This is a genomic window from Trueperella sp. (assembly GCF_043424875.1).
Taxonomy (GTDB): domain Bacteria; phylum Actinomycetota; class Actinomycetes; order Actinomycetales; family Actinomycetaceae; genus Trueperella.
The window spans coordinates 1-18,741 of record NZ_JBHWPL010000007.1; the positions used below are offsets into that span (position 1 = coordinate 1).

Annotated in this window: 20 protein-coding genes; 10 read left to right on the plus strand and 10 right to left on the minus strand. The window is 63.9% G+C overall.

Annotation, left to right across the window (positions count from 1 at the left end):
• Positions 1-89: 89 nt before the first annotated feature.
• Positions 90-311: a DUF3107 domain-containing protein gene (locus tag ACHFFR_RS00325; RefSeq protein WP_394262278.1), complete on the plus strand. Its 222-nt coding sequence runs from the start codon at positions 90-92 to the stop codon at positions 309-311.
• Positions 312-533: 222 nt separating this feature from the next.
• Positions 534-2,114: a DEAD/DEAH box helicase gene (locus ACHFFR_RS00330; RefSeq protein ID WP_394262279.1), complete on the plus strand. Its 1,581-nt coding sequence runs from the start codon at positions 534-536 to the stop codon at positions 2,112-2,114.
• Positions 2,115-2,174: 60 nt separating this feature from the next.
• Here the strand turns inward: ACHFFR_RS00330 and ACHFFR_RS00335 are convergent, their stop codons facing one another.
• Together ACHFFR_RS00335 and ACHFFR_RS00340 are read right to left on the minus strand one after the other, a co-directional pair.
• A complete protein-coding gene (locus ACHFFR_RS00335) occupies positions 2,175-2,798 on the minus strand; it encodes a MarC family protein (RefSeq protein ID WP_394262280.1) in 624 nt (207 codons plus the stop codon).
• Positions 2,795-3,646: a PHP domain-containing protein gene (locus ACHFFR_RS00340; RefSeq protein WP_394262281.1), complete on the minus strand. Its 852-nt coding sequence runs from the start codon at positions 3,644-3,646 to the stop codon at positions 2,795-2,797. The genes ACHFFR_RS00335 and ACHFFR_RS00340 overlap by 4 nt, the downstream gene beginning before the upstream one ends.
• Before the next feature lie 82 nt (positions 3,647-3,728).
• Here ACHFFR_RS00340 and ACHFFR_RS00345 point away from each other — a divergent pair, with 82 nt between their 5' ends.
• The 5 genes from ACHFFR_RS00345 to ACHFFR_RS00365 all read left to right on the plus strand — a co-directional run bounded on the left by ACHFFR_RS00345 (position 3,729) and on the right by ACHFFR_RS00365 (position 9,120).
• Positions 3,729-5,234: an aminopeptidase P family protein gene (locus ACHFFR_RS00345; protein ID WP_394262282.1), complete on the plus strand. Its 1,506-nt coding sequence runs from the start codon at positions 3,729-3,731 to the stop codon at positions 5,232-5,234.
• A gap of 35 nt (positions 5,235-5,269) precedes the next feature.
• The gene (locus tag ACHFFR_RS00350) at positions 5,270-6,586 is read left to right on the plus strand and encodes a magnesium transporter MgtE N-terminal domain-containing protein (protein ID WP_394262283.1); all 1,317 of its coding nucleotides are present in this window, start codon (positions 5,270-5,272) and stop codon (positions 6,584-6,586) included.
• Complete coding sequence (locus ACHFFR_RS00355; RefSeq protein ID WP_394262284.1) at positions 6,579-7,166, plus strand: DUF1003 domain-containing protein; 588 nt, start codon at positions 6,579-6,581, stop codon at positions 7,164-7,166. The genes ACHFFR_RS00350 and ACHFFR_RS00355 overlap by 8 nt, the downstream gene beginning before the upstream one ends.
• A 55-nt stretch (positions 7,167-7,221) precedes the next feature.
• Entirely contained in the window at positions 7,222-8,352 is a 1,131-nt protein-coding gene (locus ACHFFR_RS00360; protein WP_394262285.1) for an Mrp/NBP35 family ATP-binding protein, read from the plus strand.
• A gap of 138 nt (positions 8,353-8,490) precedes the next feature.
• Entirely contained in the window at positions 8,491-9,120 is a 630-nt protein-coding gene (locus ACHFFR_RS00365; RefSeq protein ID WP_394262286.1) for an O-methyltransferase, read from the plus strand.
• Here the strand turns inward: ACHFFR_RS00365 and ACHFFR_RS00370 are convergent.
• Together ACHFFR_RS00370 and ACHFFR_RS00375 are read right to left on the minus strand one after the other, a co-directional pair.
• On the minus strand, positions 9,117-9,287 hold the full coding sequence (locus tag ACHFFR_RS00370) for a DUF3117 domain-containing protein (protein ID WP_394262287.1): 171 nt from the start codon (positions 9,285-9,287) through the stop codon (positions 9,117-9,119). The genes ACHFFR_RS00365 and ACHFFR_RS00370 overlap by 4 nt on opposite strands.
• Before the next feature lie 117 nt (positions 9,288-9,404).
• Positions 9,405-10,184: a TIGR00730 family Rossman fold protein gene (locus ACHFFR_RS00375; protein WP_394262288.1), complete on the minus strand. Its 780-nt coding sequence runs from the start codon at positions 10,182-10,184 to the stop codon at positions 9,405-9,407.
• Positions 10,185-10,299: 115 nt separating this feature from the next.
• On the opposite strand from ACHFFR_RS00375, the gene ACHFFR_RS00380 reads away from it, so the two are divergent.
• The 3 genes from ACHFFR_RS00380 to ACHFFR_RS00390 all read left to right on the plus strand — a co-directional run bounded on the left by ACHFFR_RS00380 (position 10,300) and on the right by ACHFFR_RS00390 (position 13,670).
• The gene (locus ACHFFR_RS00380; RefSeq protein WP_394262289.1) at positions 10,300-11,091 is read left to right on the plus strand and encodes a sulfite exporter TauE/SafE family protein; all 792 of its coding nucleotides are present in this window, start codon (positions 10,300-10,302) and stop codon (positions 11,089-11,091) included.
• Between the two features lie 77 nt (positions 11,092-11,168).
• The gene (locus tag ACHFFR_RS00385) at positions 11,169-11,981 is read left to right on the plus strand and encodes a purine-nucleoside phosphorylase (RefSeq protein WP_394262290.1); all 813 of its coding nucleotides are present in this window, start codon (positions 11,169-11,171) and stop codon (positions 11,979-11,981) included.
• Positions 11,982-13,670: a phospho-sugar mutase gene (locus ACHFFR_RS00390; protein WP_394262291.1), complete on the plus strand. Its 1,689-nt coding sequence runs from the start codon at positions 11,982-11,984 to the stop codon at positions 13,668-13,670.
• 68 nt (positions 13,671-13,738) lie between these two features.
• On the opposite strand, the gene deoC is transcribed toward ACHFFR_RS00390, so the two are convergent.
• The 6 genes from deoC to ACHFFR_RS00420 form a co-directional block, all read right to left on the minus strand.
• Positions 13,739-14,386, minus strand: coding sequence for a deoxyribose-phosphate aldolase (deoC, locus tag ACHFFR_RS00395; protein ID WP_394262292.1), 648 nt, complete (start codon positions 14,384-14,386; stop codon positions 13,739-13,741).
• Positions 14,383-15,087, minus strand: coding sequence for a hypothetical protein (locus ACHFFR_RS00400; protein WP_394262293.1), 705 nt, complete (start codon positions 15,085-15,087; stop codon positions 14,383-14,385). The genes deoC and ACHFFR_RS00400 overlap by 4 nt, the downstream gene beginning before the upstream one ends.
• A 1-nt stretch (position 15,088) precedes the next feature.
• Positions 15,089-16,372, minus strand: coding sequence for a thymidine phosphorylase (locus ACHFFR_RS00405; protein ID WP_394262294.1), 1,284 nt, complete (start codon positions 16,370-16,372; stop codon positions 15,089-15,091).
• A 9-nt stretch (positions 16,373-16,381) separates the two neighbouring features.
• The gene (locus ACHFFR_RS00410) at positions 16,382-16,819 is read right to left on the minus strand and encodes a cytidine deaminase (RefSeq protein ID WP_394262295.1); all 438 of its coding nucleotides are present in this window, start codon (positions 16,817-16,819) and stop codon (positions 16,382-16,384) included.
• 7 nt (positions 16,820-16,826) lie between these two features.
• Complete coding sequence (locus ACHFFR_RS00415; RefSeq protein ID WP_394262296.1) at positions 16,827-18,095, minus strand: ABC transporter permease; 1,269 nt, start codon at positions 18,093-18,095, stop codon at positions 16,827-16,829.
• 32 nt (positions 18,096-18,127) lie between these two features.
• A partial coding sequence (locus ACHFFR_RS00420) for an ABC transporter permease (protein ID WP_394262297.1) occupies positions 18,128-18,741 on the minus strand: 614 nt, incomplete at its 5' end.

Consider the following 18,741-nt stretch of genomic DNA (forward strand, 5'->3'; position numbering starts at 1 on the left):
TTTCGGCCTGCAATGAAACGGACATCGGCCCGCGCCCCCTCCCGCGCTACAATTGCCGCAGTTCACGCACGCCCTATTTCGGAGGAATCATGGAAATTAGCATTGGAATTCGCAACGTTCAGCGCGAGCTGACCCTCGACGTCGATCTGACCTCTGAGGAAGTCAGCGAGAAAATCAGCGCCGCCCTCGAGAACAACACGGTTCTCTCCCTCACGGATTCCGAGGGCAAGGTCGTCTTCGTCCCGTCCGAGGCGATCGGCTACGTTCAGGTCAACGAGGCCCCGACGCGCCGGGTCGGCTTCGGTTTCTAGCGCCGCTATCGTTTGAAAGCCCGCCATCTGGCGGGTTTTCTTATGCCCGTTGGCCACGACGAGCGTGTGCGACTGCCCACCAAAGCATAGGTATGGGCCCAACTCGGGTAGAATTGCTCACGGCTGACCGGTCGTCACGGTTTGAAGCAAAGAATTTTCACGATCGGCTGCTCGGGCGCTTTTCCAATCAGGCGCGCCCCTTCCACGTCGAAAGTGAATACTGTGAACGAACAACCACAATCTGGAATTGTGAATACCGCTGGCGCCGTTGTGCGCGAAGCCAACGAGCCGAAGGCTGACATTCAGGCCTCGGCAACCGAGCTCAAGCTCGAAGAAAAGACCTTCGTCGATTACGGCGTCTCGCAGTCGATCGTTGACGCGCTCGCTGCGAAGGACATCACCTACCCCTTCCCCATCCAGGCTCTCACTCTGCCGGTGGCTCTCAAGGGATCCGACATCATCGACCAGGCCAAGACGGGCACAGGTAAGACCCTCGGCTTTGGTATCCCGATGGTCGAAAAGGTCATCGGCCCAGACGAGGACGGCTGGGATAAGCTGCGCGCCCCCGGCAAGCCGCAGGGTCTCGTCGTCGTTCCTACCCGTGAGCTCGCCAAGCAGGTCGCTGGCGATATCCGCGACATCGCGGCCAACCGCAACATTCGGGTCGTCGAAGTCTATGGCGGCAAGGCCTACGAGCCGCAGGTCAAGCAGCTGACGAAGGGCGCCGAGATCGTCGTCGGCACACCTGGCCGGCTCATTGACCTGTCGAAGCAGCGCACGCTGGATCTCACGCACGCCGAGACAGTCGTGCTTGACGAGGCCGACGAGATGCTCGACCTCGGCTTCCTCGAGGACGTCGAGACGATCCTCGCCTCCACCCCGCCCAACCGCCACACGATGCTGTTCTCGGCCACGATGCCCGGCCCCGTCATCACGATGGCTCGCCGGTACATGTCCAAGCCCACGCACATTCGCGCGCAGGCTCACGACGACGATTCGGCCACCGTCAAGCAGGTCAAGCAGGTCATTTACCGCGCACACGCGATGAACAAGTCCGAGGTGCTCGCTCGCATTCTTCAGGTGAAGGGCCGCGGGCTGACGATCGTCTTTACCCGGACCAAGCGCACCGCCGCCCGCCTCGCCGATGAGCTCGAGGATCGCGGCTTCGCTACCGGAGCGCTCCACGGCGATCTCGGCCAGGGCGCCCGCGAGCAGGCTATGCGCGCTTTTCGCAGCGGAAAGATTGACGTGCTCGTCGCAACCGACGTCGCGGCGCGAGGCATCGACGTCGACGACGTCACGCACGTGATCAACTACCAGTGCCCCGAAGATGAGAAGACGTACCTCCACCGCATAGGCCGCACCGGCCGCGCCGGCCACGCTGGCACCGCGGTGACGTTCGTGGACTGGGAGGACATGCCTCGCTGGTCCGTCATCAACAACGCGCTCAACCTCGGCTTCCCCGAGCCCGTCGAGACCTACCACACCTCCGATCACCTCTACACCGATTTGGATATCGACCCCGAGGTCACCAGCCGTCTGCCAAAGTCCAAGCGCACGCGCGCTGGCCTTGACGCGGAAGAGGTCGAGGATCTTGGCGAGACCGGCAAGCGCACCCCGCGCGGGCGTGGCCGGGACGGTCGAGGATCTGGACGAGGGCGCGGCGGACGCGGACGTGGCGAGGGCAATCGCCGCTCGGACTCCAACCGCCGCTCTGAAAGCCGCTCCGAGAGCCGCTCCGAGAGCACAGCCGGCGAGAACCGCCGCTCTGAAGGCCGCCGCAGGCGCCGTCGTCGCGTCTAAGCGCGCGACCAGACCCTATGGTCGGCTAGACCGACGCGCCTAGACCCTATCGGCTAACAGCTACTTGCCGATGAGCGGCTCAACCACGCCGAGAACACCGGCGATCATCAGCTGCGTTGCGATGGCGGCAAGGAGCATGCCTGACAACCTGGTTAGGAGCATCACGCCCGCCTCGCCCAGCACGCGCATGACGGTTCCCGAGAAATGCATGGCGACCCACGAGATGACCAGCACGAGGGTCATCGCGCCGATAACGGTCAGGGTGTCCACAAGATCGCCGTTGGCATCCTTCATGAGCAGCATAAACGCCACGATTCCGCCCGGGCCGGCCAGAAGCGGCATGCCCAGCGGCACGATGGCTACGTGAATGGATCCGCCGGCGTCGCCGGGATCCTGTTCCTTACCCGTCAACAGCTGGAGCGCGACGAGGAGAAGGAGCAGGCCGCCCGAAATCTGGAGCGCTGAGGGCGAGATGCCCATCCATTCGAACAGGTAGAAGCCGAAGAACCCGAACAGCAGAAGTAGCAGGAGGGCGATGAAGTTCGCCTGGAACGCTACCTTCTTGCGCGATTTCGTGTCCATCGAGCGCGTGAGCGCCATGAACAGGGGCACGTTGCCGGGTGGGTCGATAATGACCAAGAGCGTGGCGAATGCCGATGCGAAAAGCGCGCCATCGAACGTCACGGGTTCAAGACCTCCAGGAATGCCCCATGTGCGAGGGCGTCGAACGTGGCCGGCGCCGTTGTGTGCTCGGCAAGCCGGTTGGGTTTTCCTTCGCCATGGTAGTCGCTCGAACCAAACTGGAAAAGCCCGAGGCGCTCGGCAGTCGCCGATATCTCATCCCGGCGCTGCGGCGGGTTATCGCGATGATGAACTTCGATTCCAAACAGCCCCGCTTCGGCCATCTCATCCACGGCTTCCAGCGGGATAACCGTGCCGCGAGTCTCCGCCAGCGGATGGGCAAAAACGGCCTTTCCCCCGGCGTCGCAAATCCACTCAATCGCCTCGAGCGAGTTGGGCGCGTACTGGGGAACGTAGTACTTGTTCCTGGGGCTGAGCAGGTCTGTAAACGCCGAGGACCTATCGGGGATGATCCCCCGCTTCACGAGCGCGTCGGCGATGTGCGGGCGCCCGACGGACGCTCCCGGCTCCATAACAGCGACGACGTCGTCCCAGCTGATCGGGAAATCCGCAGTCAGCCTGTCCACGATTTCTCTCGCGCGATCCTCGCGGGTGGAGACCATCTTGCGCCGATGCTCGGCGAGCGCGGGCGAGTCTGGATCGAAGAGGTAGGCGAGCATGTGCACGGAGGCCGACTGGCTCTCATCGAAGAACTTCGTGGTCATCTCCATGCCGCGCACGAGCCGCACGCCGGTGCGTTCCACGGCGCCCGCGGCCTCGGCCCAGCCCTCGATCGTGTCGTGATCCGTCACGCCCACGGCGCTGAGCCCCTGGCTCGCGGCAGCGTCCATGAGCTGCGCGGGGCTATCGGTGCCGTCCGAACAATACGTGTGGGTGTGCAGATCGATCATGCACTCACGGTAGAACGGGGCGCCGATTTCGGCAACCACGAACGAATGAGGTATCCGCCGCCGCACGTGGGATAATGCCACCATGACTACTGACACGACTCCCAACGAACAAACGCTCGAAGAAAAGGCTCACAACCGCACGCAACGCCCGCAGGGCAAGGTGTTTCGCCAGTTCATTAGCGAAGACTGGGGTGAGCGCCCGGCCGGACCGGAGCGCATGGAGGTCGCCGATTACACGCCCGCACGCCACAAGGAGCTCTCCGAGCTCTTCCCCGGCGAGCGCCTCGTGATTCCGGCCGGCGATCTCAAGGTCCGCTCGAACGACACCGACTATCGCTTCCGCGCCCACTCCGCGTTCTCACACCTGACCGGCCTGGGCGGCGAGGATGAGCCGGGGGCGGTTCTCGTGCTCAACCCCGTGGACGATGGACACGAGGCCACGCTGTACTTCCACCCGCGAGCACCGCGCTCCTCCGAGGAGTTTTATGCGGACTCGCGCCACGGCGAATTCTGGGTGGGCGCCCGCCTGTCGGCCGAGGAGATGGAGAAGGCCACCGGCATCAAGGTGGCTCATATCGATGGAATGAAGGACGCCATCTCGAAGGATCTGGGCGAGGTTCAGATCCGCGTGATGCCGCAGTCAGATGCCGCCGTCGAGGCGATGGTCGCCGAGCTACGTCAGCAAAACGGGCTCACCGAGGGCGCGGCGCAGGCCGATGCCCGCATGGCTGAGGCAACCTCCGAAATGCGCCTGACGAAAGACGAGTGGGAGATTGCCGAAATGCAGAAGGCAATCGATGTGACGGCGTCGGGATTCGAAGAAATGATCCGCGCCATGCCGCGCGCGCGGGATCACTGGCGTGGCGAGCGCGTGCTCGAGGGCGTCTTCCAGGCCAAGGCGCGCGAGGAGGGCAACGGGCTCGGCTACGACACGATCGCGGCCGCCGGCAACAACGCGAACACCCTCCACTGGATCACGAACAACGGCCTCGTACGCGACGGCGAGCTCATCCTCATCGACGCCGGCGCCGAGGTCGATTCGCTCTACACCGCCGACATCACGAGGACCCTGCCGATTTCCGGCACGTTCACCCAGACCCAGCGCGAGGTCTACGACGCCGTCCTCGAAGCCTGCGAGCGCGCACTTGAGGTGGCGCAGGGCAAGGTTCAGTTCAAGGACATCCACACGGCAGCCATGGAGGTTATCGCCAAGCACCTCGAAAAGTGGGGCATCTTGCCGGTCAGCGCGGAAGAGTCGCTCAAACCGGAAAACCAGTACCACCGACGCTGGATGCCGCACGGCACCTCGCATCACCTCGGCCTCGACGTACACGACTGCGCGCAAGCCAAGCGCGAGCTCTACCAGGATTCCTACCTCGAGCCCGGCATGATCTTCACGATCGAGCCCGGCCTCTACTTCCGCGAAGATGACCTGAAGGTGCCCGAACGGTTCCGCGGCATCGGCGTGCGGATTGAAGACGATATTTTGGTAACGGACGACGGCGCGATCCGCATGTCCGAGTCCATCCCGCGCACGGCCGACGACGTCGAGCGGTGGATGGCCGACATCTGGGCCGAGCAGGACTAAGCACTGACCGCATCGCCCGCGAGACAGGAGACACGATGGCAGTAACAACAGGAACCCGGGTTTTTGCCGGGCGACTCGCCGGAGCGCCCGTCTACGATCCGATCGGCGATCGGGTGGGCAAGGTCCACGACATCGTGGTGGTCTTCCGATTGCGTGGCAACCCTTCCGCCGTCGGGCTCGTCGTGGACGTGGCGGGCAATCGCAGGGTGTTCCTGCCGCTCACGCGCGTGACGTCGATTGCGAACGGGCAGGTCATCACCACGGGCCTGCTCAACATTCGCCGCTTCGAGCAGCGCCCATCGGAAACGATGGTGCTCGGCGAGCTGCTCGATCGCGAGGTGACCTTCGTGGACGGCAGCGGAAAGGCGGCCGTTGAGGATGTGGCGATCGAGCAGACGGGCAACCGTCAGTGGGCGCTGACCACGCTGTATGTGCGGATGGCCAAGGGCACGCCCGAGGCCGGAAACACGAAGATCGTGGATGGCTCGGCCGTCACCGGCCTGCGTACGAAGGTCGCCAACCAGGCGGCCACCGCCCTGCTCGCTCAGATTAACGAGCTCAAGGCACCCGACATCGCCGATTTGCTTTCCGATCTGCCCGACGAGCGCGCGATTGCCGTGGCGAGCCAGATGCACGACCACATCCTTGCCGACGTGCTCGAGGAGATGTCCGATACGGACCGCGTGACGATCATGAGCGCCCTCGAGATCGAGCGAGCAGCCGACATTCTCGAGGAGATGGAGCCGGACGACGCGGCAGATCTGGTCAACGACCTCCCGCCCACGCAGGCCGAAGTCCTGCTTGCGCGGATGGAGCCGGACGAGGCGCAGGACGTGCGCCGCCTCATGTCCTACGGCGAGCGCACGGCCGGCGGCCTCATGACCACCGAGCCGATGATCCTCTCCCCCGACGCTCACGTGTCCATGCTTCTGGCGGCCGCGCGCCGCGAAGATCTCCCGCCGGCCATCGCCTCGATGTGCTTTATCGTGCGCCCGCCCACGGAGACGCCGACCGGCCAATACCTCGGCGTCGTCCACCTGCAACGGGCGCTTCGCGAACCGCCCTCCGAGATGGTCGGCACGATGATCGATCAGGTCGAGCCACTCTCGCCCGACGACGGCATCGGCACGATTACCCGCCTCTTGGCCACGTACAACCTGACGATCCTGCCCGTCGTCGACAACGGCCTGCTCGTCGGCGCCGTGTCCGTGGACGACGTGCTTGACCACCTCATGCCGACCGACTGGCGTTCGGCGGACGAGGAGGCGGTCGATTCCCATATCGAGGACCGCCACGCCGACGACGATCCCGACGAGACAGCACTCAGTGACGAGGAGGCCCGCGATGCCTGAGAACTTCGATCAGCCGCTCGATAAGCGGCGCCGCACTTTCCGCCGCAACCGAGTCGACTCCGACGCAACCGGCATGATCGCCGAGCGGATCGCCCGTTTTACCGGCACGCCCAGATTTATTATCTGGCTGACCCTGTTCGTCTTCTTGTGGATCGCGTGGAATTCGTTTGGGCCCGAGAGCCTGCGTTTCGATTCGGCCGCGCTTGGCTTCACGGCCCTGACGCTCATGCTCTCGTTGCAGGCCTCCTACGCATCGCCGCTCATCCTGCTCGCGCAAAATCGCCAGGATGCCCGCGATCGCGTGAGCGCCCAGCAGGATCGCCAGCAGGCGGAGCGGAACCTCGCCGATACCGAGTTCCTCACCCGTGAGATCGCCTCGCTACGCATGCTGGTTCAGGAGCTCGCCACGCGCGACTTCGTCCGATCCGAAATGCGCGACCAGATCGAGCTGGCCACCGAGAATAAGGCTGCCGAGATCGCGCGCCGCGACGAGACGATCGCGCAGCAAAGCGCCACGATCGCCGATCTGGAAGCGCGCCTTGAGGCTCTTGGTTCGCTTCCCGGTGAAACGGATCGCTGACGTCGCGCTCATCGCTGGGTTCGAGGATTATCACTAGGGAGGCTAGGATAAAGTCATGAGTTTACCGAGCATTGAAGAGATTACGACTGAGCTCGCGAAGGTCATTGACCCCGAGATCAAGCGCCCGATTACGGAGCTGGGCATGCTTCGCTCCGTTGATATTGACGACGACGGCAAGGTCACTGTCGGCATTGATCTGACGACGGCGGGTTGCCCGCTTCGCGACACGATCACCAGCGACACCCAAAACGTCGTCGGCGCCCTCGAGGGCGTGACCGGCGTTGAGGTTGCGATGGGTGTGATGAATGACGAGCAAAAGGCCGAACTGCGTAAGACCCTGCGCGGTGGCCAACCCGAGCGCGTGGTCCCCTTCGCGCAGCCCGGCAACCTCACGCGCGTCTACGCGGTGACGTCGGGTAAGGGAGGCGTTGGCAAGTCCTCGATGACAGTCAACCTCGCGACGTCCCTCGCCCAGCAGGGCTTGAACGTCGGCGTGGTGGATGCCGATATTTACGGCTTCTCGATTCCCCAGATGATGGGCGTGGATACGCCGCCGCAGGTGGTCGACAACATGATCATCCCGCCGATCTCCCATGACGTGAAGACCATTTCCATCGGCATGTTCATGCAGGAGAACGGCCCCGTTGTGTGGCGCGGCCCGATGCTGCACCGCGCCCTCGAGCAGTTCTTTGCGGACGTGTACTGGGGAGACCTCGACGTGCTCCTGATCGATCTCCCGCCGGGTACTGGCGACGTGGCACTGTCCGTCTCGCAACTGATTCCCACCTCCGAGATCGTGCTCGTCACCACCCCGCAGGTCGCTGCGGCGGACGTGGCAGAGCGTGCCGGCATGATGGCGGGCCAGACGGACCAGCGCGTCGTGGGCATCATCGAGAACATGTCCTACCTCGCAATGCCAGACGGCACCAAGATGGACATCTTCGGAACGGGCGGCGGCGAGACCGTGGCCGCCCAGCTCTCGCGCACTCTCGGCTACAACGTGCCGGTGCTTGGCCAAGTCCCCCTCGAGCAGGAGCTGCGCGAAGGCGGAGACTCGGGTCATCCGTATGCGGGCCAAGACGGCGATTCGCCGGCTCAGACGGCAATCCGCGAGATCGCATCCAAGCTCAGCCACCGCGCCCGCGGCCTGTCGGGCATGTCGCTCGGCGTCTCGCCGGTGAACTGATCTGAGAACTGACCTGAGAACTGGGAGCCGATGTGCCGGGCGCACATCGGCTCCCAGCTTCGGTGTGGTTGCACCAATTTCGTGCCGAGCAACGTAGCATAGACGCGTACTGGCACATGCAGATATCAGGGAGAGAACATGGCAGTCGATAAAGCGCAGTCGTGGACATACGCCGAGCAGATCGTCACCGAGAATCAGCTTGCGCATGAGGCACGCACGCAGGCCGCCGAACTCGGCATCGACTCCCTCTCCCCCGCCACCGGCCATTTCCTGACGGCTCTCGCCTCGATGGCCGGCGTCAAGCACATCGCGGAGGTCGGCACGGGAACGGGCGTGTCGGGCCTCTACCTGCTCGCGGCCTCTAAGGATTCGGTTCTGACGAGTATCGACATCGATTCCGAGGCGCAGAACCACGCTCGTAATAATTTTGCGGCGGCGCGCGTGCGCTCTGGCCGCTACCGCCTCATCAACGGCCGCAGCGCCGACATGCTCCCGCGTCTGTCCAACAGTTCATACGACCTCGTGCTCATTGACGCGGATCCGGCCGAAGCCGCCGGCGACGTCTCGGAGGCCCTGCGCATGCTGCGCCGCGGAGGAACGCTCGTCCTCGCACACGCGCTCAACGGCGACCGGGTGGCAGATCCCGCCCGCCGCGACGAATCGACCGTGGCGCTGCGTAATCTTGGCCGAGAATTAATTGAGGCTGAAGACTTAGTCTCCAGCCTCATTCCCCTTGGGGACGGTGTGTTGGTGAGCGTTAAGCTCTAGAGCTTCAGGAGCTTATCCAGGACTTCGTGAAGGGACTTGACTTCGTCGTCGTCAAGTTCGAGTACCAGACGGCCCCCACCCTCCAACGGCATCCTCAGAGTCGTGCCGTGGATGTCGCGCTCGGCTTCAAGCGGTCCATCTCCAGTACGCGGTTTCATGGCTGCCATGAATTTTTCTCCTTCCGGGGCGCTCGATGCGCCCGCATTCACCCCTAATTCTACGCGAAAACCCGCGTAATGGCAGGCTTGCGCTGAAAAATCACACCGGCTTGGAGCGGGTGCGGCTCAGTCTTGTTCGACGACGTCGTCCGAGTTGCGGATCTCGTCCGCGAGCCTGTGGACGCCGTCGATCACGGCTTGAACAGCTTCTTCGGGGGTGTCAACGACCGTGAAGATGTCTTCGTGGCCGGGGCTGATGAATCCGCCCTCGAGCAGCGTTGAGTTGATCCACTCGACGAGTCCGCTCCAGTAGTCGCTGCCAACCAGCACCACGGGGAACGAGGAGACCTTGTGAGTTTGGACGAGCGTGAGGGCTTCGAAGAGTTCGTCCATCGTGCCGTATCCGCCGGGCATGACGATGAAGCCCAGCGAGTACTTGACGAACATCATCTTGCGGACGAAGAAGTAGCGGAAGTTGATACCAAGATCCACGTAGTCGTTCATGCCCTGCTCGAACGGGAGCTCGATGCCAAGGCCGACGGACGTGCCGCCTGCTTCCACGGCGCCCTTGTTGCCCGCTTCCATGATGCCCGGGCCGCCGCCGGTGATGACGGCGTATTCTGCCTCAACGAGCCTGCGCGCGATCTCCACCGTCATCTCGTAGTCCGGGTTGCCCTCAACCGTGCGAGCCGAACCGAAGATCGAGACGGCCGGGCCGACGCCGGCGAGCGCTCCAAAACCTTCCACAAACTCCGCCTGGATGCGCATAATGCGCCACGGATCGGAGTGGATGAACGACGAATCTTGGAGCGGGTTGAGAAGCCGCGCGTCCGTCGTCGTGTCTGGAATCTGCTTGCGTCGCAGCGTTACTGGGCCTTTGTGGTACTTCCTCTTACTTTTTACCATGGGGTCTAGGTTACCCGGTCGTACGTGAACAGATGGAGAACGCGCTCCCCCAACCGCGAACTTCTGGCCCCGCTGGCCGGGCAAGCGTTGGACCCCCTGCCTTAGTATTGGGGTAATGGAACTCGTACTATCCGCGTTGGTCGGCATTGGAATCGGCATCGTCGTGGGCATGCTCGGCGCCGGAGGGGGCATCCTCTCCGTGCCCGCACTGGTGTATCTGCTCGGCCAGACCCCGCACGACGCCGCCGCGGGATCCCTCGTCATCGTCCTGCTCTCCGCCTTCACCAGCCTCATCGCTCACTCGCGTCACCATCACGTGAACTGGCGAAGCGGAATGATCTTCGCGGCGGTCTCGGCCCTCGCTGCATTCGGCGGCGCTCGCCTTGCCCCACTCTTTAGCGGCACGGTGCTGATGATCCTGTTCTCGGCGCTGCTGCTTTCGGTCGCGATCCTCATGCTCGTGCGCGGCGCGCGCGGCCGCTCCCGGGAACAAAAGCAAATCGACGGCGAGGAACCTGTGGTCGCCACGCAGCGCGTCGATCGCCCACGAGCGTGGAAGATTATGGGCGCTGGCGCCGTGGTCGGGTTGATGTCGGGCATTTTCGGCGTGGGCGGCGGATTCGCCGTCGTGCCGTTGCTCGTGCTCGTGTTTGGCTTCCCGATGGTGGAGGCGGCCGGGACGAGCGTGCTGGTCATGATGATCTCCTCCGTGTCGGGGTTGCTCGGGCGCATCGGAACGCCAGTCGAGATTGACTGGCCGATCGTGCTCGTCTTCGCCGCCGGTTCGGCCATCGGCGGGCTCATCGGAGAGCCGATCAGCCGCAAGGCTCGGCCCTCAACCTTGACCCTCGCATTCGGAGCACTCCTGCTCGTCATCGCCGTTCTCACCGCGCTCCAGAACGTGTGACAATTCGCCGATTTCGCCGCAGGCGACAGACTCGTATTAATGCCCACGTAGCCACGTGCCTGCTGTACTCTGACGCTATGCCTTTGGAATATATGGAAATGGCCCGCGAAGCGGCGGCGCGTATCGCCGACGTGACGGGCGTTGAGAAACATGACATTGCACTGACACTCGGCTCCGGCTGGGGCGGCGCTGCAGACCTCATCGGTGAGGTCGTGGCCGAGGTTCCCGCCGAGGAGATCCCCGGATTTTCGAAAGCTGCCGTGGCTGGCCACGGGGGCAAACTGACCTCCATCCGCCTGACCTCCGGCCAGCACGCCCTCGTGCTCGGTGCTCGCACGCACTACTACGAAGGAAAGGGGGTTCGCGCCGTCGCGCACGGCGTTCGCACGGCTGCCGAAGCCGGCGCCTCGATCTGCATCCTGACGAACGGCTGCGGGTCCACCCGCCCCCACGTCGGCCCGGGATCGGCCGTCCTCATTTCCGATCACATCAACCTCACGGCCACCTCGCCGCTCGAGGGCGCGAACTTCGTGGATCTGACCGATCTGTACTCCCAGCGCCTTCGCGACGTCGCGCACTCGGTTGACCCGGATCTAGACGAGGGCGTCTACGTCCAGTTCCCCGGCCCCCACTACGAGACCCCCGCGGAGGTCCAGATGGCCAGGCGCCTGGGCGGCGACCTCGTGGGTATGTCCACGGCGCTTGAGGCGATCGCGGCACGCGAGGTGGGCATGGAGGTGCTCGGCATCTCCCTCGTGACGAACCTTGCGGCCGGCGTCGCCACCGAAAGCCTCAACCACGCCGAGGTCCTCGAAGCGGGCAAGTCTGCCGGACCCCGCATTTCCCAACTTCTAGCCAACATCATCGATGAGATTGTGAAGGAACTGTAAATGGCTGATCTAGCAGCACTAGCTCAATCCGTCCGCGAGTGGATCGCGGCCGACCCGTCCGAGGCCGATCGCGCCGAGCTCGAGGAGCTCCTGGCCAAGGCCGAGCAGGGCGACGACGCGGCGCTGGCCGATCTTACCGATCGCTTTGCCGGCACGCTCGAGTTCGGCACCGCCGGCCTGCGCGGTGAGATGACCGCCGGCCCGAACCGCATGAACGTTGCCGTGGTGCGCCGGGCAGCGGCTGGCCTCGTGGCCTGGCTGAAGGACATGGTCGCGAACGAGCCCGTCGTCGTCGTTGGATTTGACGCTCGCTATCACTCGAGCGAATTCGCGCGCGATACGGCGGCGATCGTGACGGCCGCGGGCGGCAAGGCGCTCCTCATGCCGCGCGAGCTACCGACCCCGCTGCTTGCGTACGCGGTGCGCAAGCTGAATGCCGACGCCGGCGTCATGGTCACGGCCTCGCATAACCCGCCACGCGACAACGGATACAAGGTCTACCTGGGCGGACGCTCGGTTGACGAGGACGGCACGGGCGTGCAGATCATTTCGCCCGTCGACGCCGAGATAGCGGCAAAGATTGCCGAGGCGCCCGCTGCCAACGAGGTCCCCATGGCCGAGGGCTGGGAGGTCCTCGACGAGTCGATCGTGGAAGAGTACATCGCGGACACGCTCGCGGTGACCCCCGATGGTCCGCGGGATCTGAAGATCGTCTACACCGCCATGCACGGAGTGGGTAACAGCCTCGTTGAGCCGCTGCTTCACCGCGCAGGCTTCACTGACATCGTGCCGGTGGAATCGCAGATCAACCCCGATCCGGACTTCCCCACCGTCGCTTTCCCGAACCCGGAGGAGCACGGCGCGCTCGACGAGGCAATTGCCACCGCCGAGCGCGTTGGCGCCGACATCATCATCGCCTCCGATCCGGATGCGGACCGGTGTTCGGCCGCCATCCCGACCGCCGACGGCTGGCGCCAGCTCTCCGGTGACGAGATCGGCTCGATCCTCGGCGAGCAGGTCGCCTCGCAAACGGTTGCCGAGGGCGGATCGGGCAGGCTTGCCTCCTCGATCGTCTCCTCGCAGCTGCTCGAGCAGATCGCGGCCCACCACGGCCTCGACTACTCCGCGACTCTCACGGGCTTCAAGTGGATCGCCCGCGCGCCCGAGATCATTTTCGGATACGAGGAAGCGATCGGCTTCTGCGTGCATCCGGAGTTGGTCAAGGACAAGGACGGGGTTTCGGCCGCGCTGACGATCGCGACGACGGCCGCGGCCGCCAAGGCCGAGGGGCACTCCCTCCAGGACACGCTCGATGAGCTCGCCCTGCGCCACGGCGTCTACTACACGGCCCCCGTGACTGTGCGCGTGGATGACCTGTCGATCATCCCTGCCACGATGGCAAAGGTGCGCGCAACGCCGCCGACGACGCTCCTGGGCGTGCCCGTGGCGCGCGTGGAGGACCTAACGCAGGGGTCGGCGGATCTGCCACCCACGGACGCGCTACGCATCGTCACCGAGGAAGGCGACCGCGTGATCGTGCGCCCCTCTGGCACCGAGCCGAAGGTCAAGTGCTACCTCGAGGTGATCGTGCCCGTCGACAGCGCAGACGAACTCCCTCAGGCGAAGGCCGCCGCAGCGGAGCGCATGGAGCGCTTCAAGGCTGACGTGAGCGAGATGCTGACGCTCTAGGTTCCCGGACACGCACTGTGGGGTCTGCCATCTGGCAGACCCCACAGTGCTATCGATAACGGCCGAGTTTAGAATCCCTCGATCACCGCGCGCGAGGAGGACAGGCCAAGGCGGGTCGCGCCGGCCTCGATCATCTTCTTCGCGGTCTCGGCGTCGCGGATTCCGCCCGAGGCCTTGACCTCGAGCTCGTCACCGACGGTCTCCTTCATGAGCTTCACGGCCTCGACGGAGGCGCCGCCTGCCGGGTGGAAGCCCGTGGACGTCTTGACGAAGTCAGCACCCGAGGCCTCGGCGCACTTGCATGCCTCGACGATCTCCTCGTCGGTCAGCGTTGCCGACTCGATGATCACCTTGAGTAGCGCGAACGGGATCGCGTCGCGGACCACGGCGATGTCGTACTCGAGCGCGTCCCAGTCGTGCTCCTTGGCGTATCCGAGGTTGATGACCATGTCCACCTCATCCGCGCCTGCCGCAACCGCGCGGGCAGCCTCGGCGGCCTTCACTTCGGAGGCCACGGCACCGGACGGGAATCCGACCACCACGCACAGCTTCACGTCGCCGAGCTCGACATCCTCGGGAAGCGGGAGCATCGACGGCGAGACGCACACGGAGTACGTGCCAAGCTCCTTCGCCTCCTCCACCAGCGCCGCCACGTCGTTGAACGTGGCCTCCGGCTTGAGGAGGGTGTGGTCAATCATTTTCGCTACGTTCGTCATTTGAGTCCTTTCGTTGGGAGCACCGCCCACACGAGGTGGGTCCAGCGCCCGAATGCGGCGAGGGGCTTTCGCCGCCCGGCCATTGCAAAGATGGGAACACGATAAACATATCCCGTTCCCGGGTTATAGATACGTATTTCGGGGATTCCTTCGGGCGTCAGACCCACGCCAGGCATGGCGAGCACGACATGGCGGGGAACCGCCCTGCTCACGCCGCCGCCAAGATCACCGCCCGTGTACAGCGGCACGGGCACTCCCATGCCCGCCGCGTGGTAGACCCACTGGAGGATGGCCTTGCCGCGCTCCGTCGTCGTCGCAACGGGCGTGTGCCGGTACGGGCCCATCGCCTTCGCAAGCGCCCACGGCGGCGTTCCGTATTTCTCCGGCCATCCCACGGGTCCGAGCGCGCCTCGCCTGAGCTCGGCATACAGTTCCTTTTCGACGACGTCGATCCCCTGGCTGGCCACCCGCTCGGCGACCGCCGGGTCGCTCAGGCTTTGGGAGATCAGCAGCACCATCGCACCGCAGGTGTGCGCGGTGGATTGTTTCGCGAGCTGACCGCCTATCTCAAGCGGCTCGCCATACGTGGCGTACTCGTCCATTGCATCGCGCGCATCGGCCGGAATATCCTCCGGCCACATGAGCGCCACGGGCGTGTACACGGGTCTGGCGAGCCGCGAGAGAAGGGAACTGAGGTTCACGTTACTCGACGCGATCGAGGATGACGGATGCCGGAGCCTCGACGTCGCCGCCGATCTCGATACCGCCCTCCAACGATTCGAGTGCGCGCGGGATGCGAGCCTCCTCGTCGGTGTGCAGGGTCATGAGAACCTGGCCCTTGGTGACCTCGTCGCCCGGCTTGGCGAACAGCTCGATACCGGCTGCCGCCTGGACGGGCTCGGACTTAACCGCGCGGCCGGCGCCCAGGCGCCAGGAGGCAACGCCGACGCTGAGCGCGTCGAGCGTCGACAGCACGCCGTCCTCGGTTGCCACCACGTCATGCGTAAACGTCGACGTCGGCATCGGAGCGTCCGGATCGCCGTCCTGCTCCGTGATCATCTGACGCCACACGTCCATCGCGCGGCCGGCCTTGAGAGCCTCCTCGACGTCCGCGTCCGGCTGACCAGCAGCCGTCAGCATTTCGCGTGCGAGCGCGATCGTCAGTTCGACAACGTCGGAGGGGCCACCGCCAGCGAGCACCTCGACCGATTCCTCCACCTCAAGGCCGTTGCCGATCTTCAGGCCGAGCGGGGTCGACATGTCCGTGAGCAGGGCGCTCGTCTTCACGCCCGCGTCCGTGCCGAGATCGACCATCGTGCGCGCGAGTTCGCGTGCCTGTTCGATGTCGGTCATGAACGCGCCCGAGCCGACCTTGACGTCGAGCACGAGCGAATCGGTGCCCTCCGCGATCTTCTTGGACATGATCGACGTCGCGATGAGCGGAATCGTATCCACGGTCGCCGTGACGTCACGAAGCGCGTACAGCTTCTTGTCGGCGGGAGCCAGGCCAGCGCCCGCCGCGCAGATGACCGCACCGCAACCCTCGCCGAGCTGGTGCATGATCTCATCGTTGGTGAGATCGGCGCGCCAGCCGGGGATGGCCTCGAGCTTGTCGAGCGTGCCGCCCGTGTGGCCAAGGCCGCGGCCAGATAGCTGCGGAACCGCCACACCGTAGACCGCGACCAGCGGAGCGAGCGGGAGCGTGATCTTGTCACCCACACCGCCCGTCGAATGCTTGTCGGCAGTTGGCTTTCCGAGCGAGCTGAAATCCATCCGCTCGCCCGACTTGATCATGGCGGAGGTCCACTGGGAGATTTCCTCGCGGTCCATGCCATTGAGGAAGATCGCCATCGCGAGGGCAGCCATCTGCTCATCGCCCATGGCGCCCTTCGTGTAGGCATCGATCGTCCAGTTGATCTGGTCAACCGAGAGTTTCTCGCCTTCGCGCTTGGCGCGGATAATATCTACCGCATCGAATTGCTTCATACACACCTTCTAAAAAATCGTCTCCGAATAGTCCACGTCCGCACTTCCTCCGTATTCCTGCAGGGAGCGAGGGCCGAACGCTTCGGGTAACACGTACGTCATGGGCTGGGGCCCGGCCTCGGGCATGTAGACCTGAAGTTCAGGCCCGCCATGCTCGTAGAGGACTTGCCGGCAGCGCCCGCAGGGCACCACCACTTCCTCATTGCCGTTCACGCAGTAGACGGCCACGAGGCGGCCGCCACCGGTGCGAATCAGCGAGGATACCATGCCATTTTCGGCGCACGTACCCAGCCCGGTCGAGGCATTCTCAACGTTGCATCCCGAGACGAGCCGACCATCGGCGGTGAGCCCCGCCACGCCGACCGGGTATCCCGAGTACGGCGCATAGGCGGTGCCCATCGCTTCGATAGCCAGCGCTTCGAGTTGTTTCCAATCGATCTCTCTCATCCGAGCCCTACTTCAGGTACGGGATGTTCTCAGCGGCCGGCGGACGAGACTTGCCCACGAATCCAGCCACCGCAACGATCGTGATGATGTACGGAATCATGTTGACCAGATCCGACGGAATACCGCCGTGCAGGCTCGGAATGAGCTGCGCAACGGCCTGAGCGAAGCCGAACATCACGGCGGCGCCAAGAGCGCCAATCGGATGCCACTTACCGAGGATCATTGCCGCGAGGGCGATGTATCCGTTACCGGAGGAGATGTTGTTCGTGAAGGCGAGGCCAGAACCGATCGTGAAGAACGCTCCACCCAGGCCCGCCAACGACGAGGCGAGGATCGTGTTGAGCGTACGCGTGCGGTTGACGTTGATGCCCACCGTGTCTGCGGCCTTCGGGTGCTCACCACAGGCGCGAAGGCGCAGGCCCCAGCGCGAGCGGAAGATGAAGATCGCCAACACGACGACGGCCACGTACATGATGTACACCAAAATCGACTGGTTGAACAGCATTGGGCCGATCACCGGAATCTCAGACAGACCCGGGATCTTGATCGACTTCAACGAATAGCGGTTCGTGTTGAGCATCGACTGGTTCTCGGTCATCAGCGTTCCGAAGAAGAACGTCGTCAAGCCCAGGCACAGGACGTTGAGAACAACACCCACGATGATCTGGTCAACAGCGTACTTCACCGAGAATAGTGCGAGCAGTGAACCGATGAGCGCACCAGCGAGCGGTGCGAAAATCAGGCCAGCCCACGAGAACTGGAAGAACGATGCGGCCATCACGCCAGCGAAAGCGCCCACGAGGAGCTGACCTTCAATGGCAATGTTGACAACGCCTACGCGCTCACAGACAACACCCGAAAGTGAACCGAAAATGAGCGGCGTCGAAATCGCGATGGTAGCCACAAGCGCCGAGGTCAGGGTGACCGCGCCGCGAGAGCCAGCACCCGCGAACAGAAGGAATCCGAGAATGGTCATGATTGCGACCAAAATGATCGCAGTGGTGTTCAGGATTCGTCCGGCGCGACCAAACTTGCCTCGCGTGACGTTGTGAACGACTGACCATACCGTGGCGATCAGTGCGAGCACGAAGAACACCCAGAGGATGTTCGACGCGGTAAGGGTCATATCCTCGATGTTGTAGCTCTGGTTGCGATCGCCCAAGCGGAGACGGGTCTCGCCTACCGCGTTCAGTGCGAACATGAGAATCAGAAGGGTTCCGATGGCTAGAGTGCCCGGAATCTTCCAGCTGAGCTTCCTCTGTACGTCGTCTTCCATCGTTACAGAATTCTGTGGAACAACTGCCGTACTCATCGCTGCACCTCCTTGTCGTCGTCGTTATCGACATCTGTGATGACGGGGTCTCCATCGACCTGTGGATCGGCGGTTGCCTGTGCTTCAGACGTGCGAGCAACAGCAGCTGCTGCCTTGACGCGAGCATCGGTAACCTCGCCACCCATGGTTGCGTTAAGCGCAACGTACTCACGAAGTGACATACGATCCGGCTTGGGCAGGCGGAAGATCCAACGAACGAGCGGAGGAGCCGCAATCAGCAGCACGATGATCGACTGCAAAATGAGGATCATGTCGATCGGAACACCGCGGGTTTGCATGATGTAGCCGCCGGCCTTGAATGCGCCGAACAGCAGACCTGCAAAGAAGGTACCCAGTGGTCGGCTGCGGCCAAGGAGGGCCACCGTAATGGCGTCGAAACCGGTTGTACCGGCCACACCCTTACCGACGTAGCCGATCGTACCCAGGGCTTCGTTTGCTCCTGCCAGACCCAAGAAGGCGCCCGAGAGCATCATCGTCATTGTGGTGACCTTACCGACAGACATACCTGCGGTCCTAGCGGCGTGAGCATTTGCGCCAACCGCGCGAAGCTCGTAGCCGAAGGTCGAACGCTCAGGAATCCACCAGAGTT